The following is a 7066-nucleotide window of genomic DNA, read 5'->3' on the forward strand; positions in this document are numbered from 1 at the left end:
CGGCGCGCCGACGTCCTCGTGGACCGGCCCGGCGCCGCCGTACGGCTCGCCCGGTGCTGTACGCCCGTACCGCCGGACGAGATCACCGGGTTCGCGGTGCGCGGGGGAGTGGTGACCGTGCACCGCGCGGAGTGCGCGGCGGTGGCGCACATGAAGGGCCTGGGGCGCGCGCAGATCGGCGTGCGGTGGGGGGACACCGCGGAGTGCAGGGTCACCCTGGTCGCCGAATCGTTCGGCCGCCCCCATCTGCTCGCCGACCTCACCGAGGCCATCGCCCTGGCGGGCGCGGAGATCGTCTCCGCCACCGTCGAACCGCCCAGCCAGCAGCGGGTGCGCCACACCTACACCCTCGAGCTCCCCGACGCCTCCCACCTCCCGGCCCTGATGCGCGCCATGCGGGACGTACCCGGGGTGTACGACGTGACCCGCGCCCAGCACCAGGCACCCGCCCCCTGACCACACCGCGCGCCGGCCACCCACCACCTCCGGCCCAGCCGCATCCGTCACCTCCCGGCTCCGAGCACGGCCTCCGGCCGGCCTTCGGCTTCCCGGTCCGGTCGACGCCGGTCAGGTCCGCGTTTCCGGCCTCCCGGTCCTGCCGGTGGCGGTCAGGCTCGCGACTGCTGGTTCCCAGACCCGCCGACGGTGATCCGGCCTGCCTCCCGGCTCCCGCCCCTGCCGACGCCGCCCGGTCCACCTGTCGTCCCGGGCCGGGCGGTGGTACCCGGCCCACCGGCCGTGCTGCCCCTGCCGACGGCGCCCGCCCCCGCCCATCGGGCCGCCTCCTGACGACGGCGCGCGACCTACCCGTTCGGGTGGGCCGGACGCGCGTCGTCGCCGTGCGGCGGGGCCGTCCTGGTAGCGGTGGTCCATGCCGCACAACCCCCGTCTCCACCTCCGCCCCCGGCCCGAGTCCTCCCCGCACCGCCTGGCTCCGCCGAGCGAGCCCGACGCCACCCCCCGCCACACCCGGTCCGGAAAGACCAGGTACCGCAAGGCGGCCTTGCTGGCCTCCGGTGTCTCGTTCTGTCTCGTAGCCGCCGCGGCCCCGGCCGAGCCCCTCGGTGTCGGCGACCGGCTCTACCCCTACCTGGGCAACCCCGGCTACGACGTCGCCTCGTACGCCCTGGACTTCACCTACACCACCCAGGACAAGCCGCTGGAGGCCGTGACCACCATCGACGCCAGGACCACCGCCGACCTGGAGCGCGTCAACCTCGACTTCACCCACGGCACCGTCCGCTCGGTCGAGGTCGACGGACTCCCGGCCGGGTTCACCAGCGCCGGCGAGGACCTGGTCGTCACCCCGCGCCACCCGCTGGCCGAGGGCCGCTGGTTCCGGATCACCGTGCGGCACACCAGCGACCCCGTCTACGGCAAGGACCAGCAGGGCGGCTGGGTGCGCACCGCCGACGGGCTCGCCATGGCCAACCAGGCCGACGCCGCCCACCTGGTCTTCCCGTGCAACGACCACCCGTCCGACAAGGCGATGTTCGCCTTCCGGATCACCGCGCCGAACGCCTACACGGTCGTCGCCAACGGCCTGCCCACCGGAGCCGCCCGGCACGGCGACACCACCACCTGGACCTACCGCAACCGGCACCCCATGGCCACCGAACTCGCCCAGGTCTCCATCGGCCGCTCCGCCGTGGTCCGCCGCGAGGGACCGCACGGGCTGCCCCTGCGCGACGTCGTCCCCGCCGCCGCCCGCGAGACCCTCGAGCCGTGGCTGGCGAAGACCCCGGACCAGATCGCCTGGATGGAGAGCAAGGTCGGCCGGTACCCCTTCGAAACCTACGGCGTGCTCATGGCGCAGGCGTCCACGGGCTTCGAACTCGAGACCCAGACCCTCTCCCTCTTCGAGAAGCGCCTGTTCACCGAGCCCGGCTACCCCGAGTGGTACCTGGAGTCGATCATGGTGCACGAGCTGTCCCACCAGTGGTTCGGCGACAGCGTCACCCCGCGCGCCTGGTCCGACGTCTGGCTGAACGAGGGACACGCCACCTGGTACGAGGCGCTGTACAGCGAGGAGACCGCGCACCGGTCGCTGGAGGCGCGGATGAAGGACGCGTACGGCGCCTCCGACGGCTGGCGCGCGGCCGGCGGCCCGCCCGCCCGGCCCAAGCCGCCCGCCCCCGGCCAGAAGATCGACCTGTTCCGGCCCAACGTCTACGACGGCGCCGCCCTCATCCTCTACGCCCTGCGGCAGGAGATCGGCCGGCCCGCCTTCGAGCGGCTGGAGCGGCTCTGGGTCCAGCGGCACCGCGACGCCACCGCCGGCACCGCCGACTTCGTCCGGCTGGCCTCGGCCGTCGCCGGCCGCGACCTCGAGGGCTTCCTGCGGCCCTGGCTGTACGGCGAGAAGACCCCGCCGATGCCCGGCCACCCGGACTGGAAGCCGGCCGCGGCGCCCAAGGCGGCCCAGCCCCTCCTGAGGCGATAACCCGGTGACGAGACGTGCCGTCCCGTGCGACCATCTACGGGTCGGCGCGCGCACGGGACACGGGAATCTCCCGGGGTACCCGTACGTTGAACAAGGCGAGCGGTCGGGTATGACCGCCGTACAGACGCCGTAACGGCATCCCATCGACGTAAGGATCCAATGACCTCCTCTTCTTCCCCTTCCCAGGACACCAAGCGCCTCGCGCACGCCTATCCCGAGGGTCTTCGGGCCGATGCCCTGATGGAAGAGGACGTCGCCTGGAGCCACGAGATCGACGGCGAGCGGGACGGCGACCAGTTCGACCGCTCCGAGCGCGCGGCCCTGCGCCGTGTGGTGGGCCTGTCCACCGAGCTGGAGGACGTCACCGAGGTCGAGTACCGCCAGCTCCGCCTGGAGCGGGTCGTGCTCGTCGGCGTGTGGACCACCGGCACCGCGCAGGACGCCGAGAACTCCCTCGCGGAGCTGGCCGCCCTCGCGGAGACCGCGGGCGCGCTCGTGCTCGACGGCGTCATCCAGCGCCGCGACAAGCCCGACGCGGCCACCTACATCGGCTCCGGCAAGGCCGCCGAGCTGCGTGACATCGTCCTCGAAACGGGCGCCGACACCGTCATCTGCGACGGTGAGCTGAGCCCGGGCCAGCTGATCCAGCTGGAGGACGTGGTCAAGGTCAAGGTCATCGACCGTACGGCCCTGATCCTGGACATCTTCGCCCAGCACGCCAAGTCCCGCGAGGGCAAGGCGCAGGTCGCGCTCGCGCAGATGCAGTACATGCTGCCGCGGCTGCGCGGCTGGGGCCAGTCGCTGTCCCGGCAGATGGGTGGCGGTCGCGGCGGCCTCGCCACGCGTGGCCCCGGTGAGACCAAGATCGAGACGGACCGGCGCCGGATCCGCGAGAAGATGGCGAAGATGCGCCGGGAGATCGCGGACATGAAGACCGGCCGCGAGGTCAAGCGCCAGGAGCGCCGGCGCAACAAGGTGCCGTCCGTGGCCATCGCGGGCTACACCAACGCCGGCAAGTCCTCCCTGCTCAACCGCCTCACGGGCGCCGGCGTCCTGGTCGAGAACGCCCTGTTCGCGACCCTGGACCCGACCGTCCGCCGGGCCGAGACCCCGGGCGGCCGGCTGTACACGCTGGCCGACACCGTCGGCTTCGTCCGGCACCTGCCGCACCACCTGGTCGAGGCGTTCCGCTCCACCATGGAGGAGGTCGGCGACTCCGACCTGATCCTGCACGTGGTGGACGGCTCGCACCCGACCCCGGAGGAGCAGCTGGCCGCCGTGCGCGAGGTGATCCGGGACGTCGGCGCCACCGGCGTGCCCGAGATCGTCGTGATCAACAAGGCGGACGCGGCCGACCCGCTGGTGCTCCAGCGGCTGCTGCGGGTCGAGAAGCGCTCGATCGCCGTCTCGGCGCGCACCGGCCAGGGCATCGCGGAACTGCTCGCCCGGATCGACGACGAGCTGCCCCGCCCCGCGGTCGAGGTCGTGGCGCTGGTGCCCTACACCCACGGCAAGCTGGTCGCCCGTGCGCACGCCGAGGGCGAGGTCCTCTCCGAGGAGCACACCGCGGAGGGCACCCTGCTCAAGGTCCGGGTGCACGAGGAACTGGCGGCGGACCTGGCGCCGTACACGCCGGTCTCCGCCTGACCCACGACGCCGCGAGGGCCCGTCACCCCCACCCGGGGTGACGGGCCCTCGTCATGCTCACCGCGGTGTCGCGCTCACCGCCCGGCGAACTGCTCGCTCACCGACGCGTACACCTTCTTGGCCACCTCGCCCAGCCGGGGACCGGCCAGCCAGCCCGCGTTCACCGGGCCGATGGAGGTGTTGGACACCAGCTTGGGCTTGCCGTCGGCGCCGGTCTCCACCCAGCCGCCGCCGGACGAACCACCGGTCATCGTGCAGCCGATCCGGTACATCGTCGGGTCGGACCGCTCGAGGGAGAGCCGGCCCGGCTTGTCCTGGCACTGGTACAGCAGCCCGCCGTCGTACGGCGCCGCCGCCGGGTAACCGGACGCCGTCACACCGCTCACGTTCGCCACGGCCGGCGCGTCGAAGTCCACCGGCAGCGCCCCGCCGACCGTCTCCTCCAGCGACTTGCCGCCACCGCCCTGCTCCGGCGTCACATGGATGACGGCGAAGTCGTACGCGGCACCGGCACCGCCCGTCTTGCCGCCCTCGCTGATCCACTGCTGCGAGGTCTTCGCCGCGTCGGCCCACCACACGCCGTACGGGGCGACCTGGGACCGGCTCGCGTTCTGCAGCGCGGCCGCCGACAGGGCCTGGTCGTTGTACGACGGCACGAAGGCGAGGTTGCGGTACCAGCCGCCCTTCTTGCCGGCGTGCACACAGTGACCGGCCGTCCAGACCAGGTTCGACTTGCCCGGGTGCGCCGGGTCCTGCACGACCGTCGCCGAGCAGACCATGGTGCCCTCGGGCGAGTCGAAGAGCAGCTTGCCCGACGTGGCCGCGTTGGTGTGGTACGGCGCGGCGACCGCCCGCGCCCGCACCGGCTGCGGCGTCGGGTCCGTCACCCCCTGGTCACCGGAGATGTCGTTGGCGTCGACGCCCTGGTCCGGCTCCTCGGCCCTGCGCATCCGGTCCGGGTCCCACAGGCCGCTGATGATCGGGTTGACGAAGTCGTTGGCCTCGCGCAGCCAGTCGTCCTTGTTCCAGTCCTTCCAGGCGCCGTTCTTCCACTTGTCGATGTCGAACCCGTGTTCCTTGAGCCTGCGCTTGAGGTCGTCGGGGACGTGGATCTTCCCGTCACGGGAGCCCGCCCCGCTCGCGGTGGCGCCCGGGTTGCCGTCGTCGGCCCCGCCGCTGTCACAGGCGGTGGCGGTCAGCGCCAGCACCGAGACGAGGGCGACCGCCGTCAGCGAGGCCGAGGTGCGGCGACCGCCCCTTCCTCGCCGAGCGGTGAACGACGGCCGTATGGATCGCATGGTCTTGACTCCCCCTGCTGTGAAAGGAACTCGGCGCTTCGGCCCCGGCGCCGGCGGCGAACCCATGGACGGTTCACGCCGGTTCCGCGACCTTCTGGGAACGGCACCACACACTATGCGGTCGCTGTGGGGGAGTTCTGTCCGGAGGGCAACGGTTCCGTCACAGGCTGCCTGAACAGGGCGGCAGCGCACCGGGAGGCTCCCTCCGCGCACCGCCGCCGCTCGCCGTCCGAAAGGGATACGGGAAGCCTCACCTCACCTTCCGGCCAAGGATCTCGGGGTCACCCCGTAACCGGCCGAACGGCCGGCGGTTGTAGCCGGTGGAACCGGCCGTCGGCGTCCGGTCCCCGAGCACCGACTCGCCCTTGACCAGCCAGGAGGACAGCGCGCCGTGGCCGTAACGGAGTCGATGGCCGGAGTCACGTCCGGTGAAACGCGGGGCCTGCACGAGGGGATCCTCAGACGCCAGTCGGCGCGCGAGTCCTCGGCGCGCACCTACGCCCGTGCCCTGCCCATCGTTCCCGTCCGGGCCCGGGGGCTCACCATCGAGGGCGCCGACGGCCGCCGTTACCTGGACTGTCTCTCCGGCGCCGGAACCCTCGCCCTCGGCCACAACCACCCGGTCGTGCTCGAAGCCATCCGCGGGGTCCTGGACTCGGGCGCCCCGCTCTCCGTCCTCGACCTCGCGACCCCGGTCAAGGACGCCTTCGTCACCGAGCTGTTCCGCACCCTCCCGCCCGGCCTCGCCGACCGTGCCCGCGTCCAGTTCTGCGGCCCGGCCGGCACCGACGCCGTCGAGGCCGCCCTCAAACTGGTGCGTACCGCGACCGGCCGCTCCGGCGTCCTCGCCTTCGCCGGCGCCTACCACGGCATGACCGCCGGCGCGCTGGCCGTCTCCGGCGGCGCCCCCGACGTCCAGGTGGCCCGCCTGCCCTACCCGCAGGACTACCGCTGCCCGTTCGGCGTCGGCGGCCCCACCGGCGCCGAACTCGCCGCCCGCTGGGCCGAGTCCCTCCTCGACGACCCCAAGTCCGGCGTGCCGCAGCCCGCCGGGATGATCCTGGAACCCGTCCAGGGCGAGGGCGGAGTGATTCCGGCGCCGGACGAATGGCTGCGCCGTATGCGCCGGCTCACGGCGGACCGCTCCATCCCGCTGATCGCCGACGAGATCCAGACCGGGGTCGGCCGCACGGGCGCCTTCTGGGCCGTCGACCACAGCGGGGTCACCCCCGACGTCATGGTCCTGTCCAAGGCCATCGGCGGCAGCCTCCCGCTGGCCGTGATCGTCTACCGCGACGACCTCGACACCTGGCAACCCGGCGCCCACGCCGGCACCTTCCGCGGCAATCAGCTCGCCATGGCCGCGGGCACCGCCACCCTGGCCTACGTCCGCGAGAACGGCCTCGCCGAACGCGCCGCCACCCTCGGCTCCCGCATGCTCGCCCGTCTCGCGGACCTCGGCCGTGAGCAGGCGTGTGTGGGGGACGTACGGGGCCGCGGGCTGATGATCGGCATCGAACTGGTGGCCCCGGAGCCGGAGCGGTGTGAACCGGTGGCGCCGGCGTGCGGGGCCGGGGGACCGGAAGGCCCTGGTGGTGCCGATGACCTCGCCGGGTTCGTCGGTGGCCCGGAGGTTCCCGCCGGCCCAGGGATCCGCGGAGTCCCCGACGCCCGTACC

5 protein-coding genes are annotated in these 7066 nt (G+C 73.2%); 4 read left to right on the plus strand and 1 reads right to left on the minus strand.

Features of this window, described 5'->3' with window-relative positions:
* The 3 genes from H5J33_RS18080 to hflX form a co-directional block, all read left to right on the plus strand.
* Positions 1-456: bifunctional (p)ppGpp synthetase/guanosine-3',5'-bis(diphosphate) 3'-pyrophosphohydrolase (locus tag H5J33_RS18080; RefSeq protein WP_181795974.1), on the plus strand; the 456-nt coding region annotated here is incomplete at its 5' end.
* Positions 457-871: 415 nt separating this feature from the next.
* Positions 872-2443: a M1 family metallopeptidase gene (locus H5J33_RS18085; RefSeq protein ID WP_181795975.1), complete on the plus strand. Its 1572-nt coding sequence runs from the start codon at positions 872-874 to the stop codon at positions 2441-2443.
* Positions 2444-2602: 159 nt separating this feature from the next.
* Positions 2603-4090 carry a GTPase HflX gene (gene hflX, locus H5J33_RS18090; RefSeq protein ID WP_181795976.1) on the plus strand — a complete coding sequence of 496 codons (1488 nt, stop codon included), beginning with the start codon at positions 2603-2605 and terminating at the stop codon, positions 4088-4090.
* Positions 4091-4164: 74 nt separating this feature from the next.
* Here hflX and H5J33_RS18095 read toward each other — a convergent pair whose 3' ends face one another.
* Positions 4165-5388, minus strand: coding sequence for a serine protease (locus H5J33_RS18095; protein WP_181795977.1), 1224 nt, complete (start codon positions 5386-5388; stop codon positions 4165-4167).
* Positions 5389-5797: 409 nt separating this feature from the next.
* Here H5J33_RS18095 and H5J33_RS18100 point away from each other — a divergent pair.
* Positions 5798-7066 (plus strand): diaminobutyrate--2-oxoglutarate transaminase family protein (locus H5J33_RS18100; protein WP_181795978.1); only part of this gene is annotated, 1269 nt, incomplete at its 3' end.

It is taken from the genome of Streptomyces sp. WELS2 (assembly GCF_013870595.1).
In the GTDB taxonomy this organism is placed as follows: domain Bacteria; phylum Actinomycetota; class Actinomycetes; order Streptomycetales; family Streptomycetaceae; genus Streptomyces.

Excerpts from the sequence above, each read along its gene's own strand:
- H5J33_RS18085 (WP_181795975.1), top strand. The coding sequence starts at position 872 with ATGCCGCACAACCCCCGTCTCCACCTCCGCCCCCGGCCCGAGTCCTCC.
- hflX (WP_181795976.1), top strand. The coding sequence starts at position 2,603 with ATGACCTCCTCTTCTTCCCCTTCCCAGGACACCAAGCGCCTCGCGCAC.
- H5J33_RS18095 (WP_181795977.1), bottom strand. The coding sequence starts at position 5,388 with ATGCGATCCATACGGCCGTCGTTCACCGCTCGGCGAGGAAGGGGCGGT.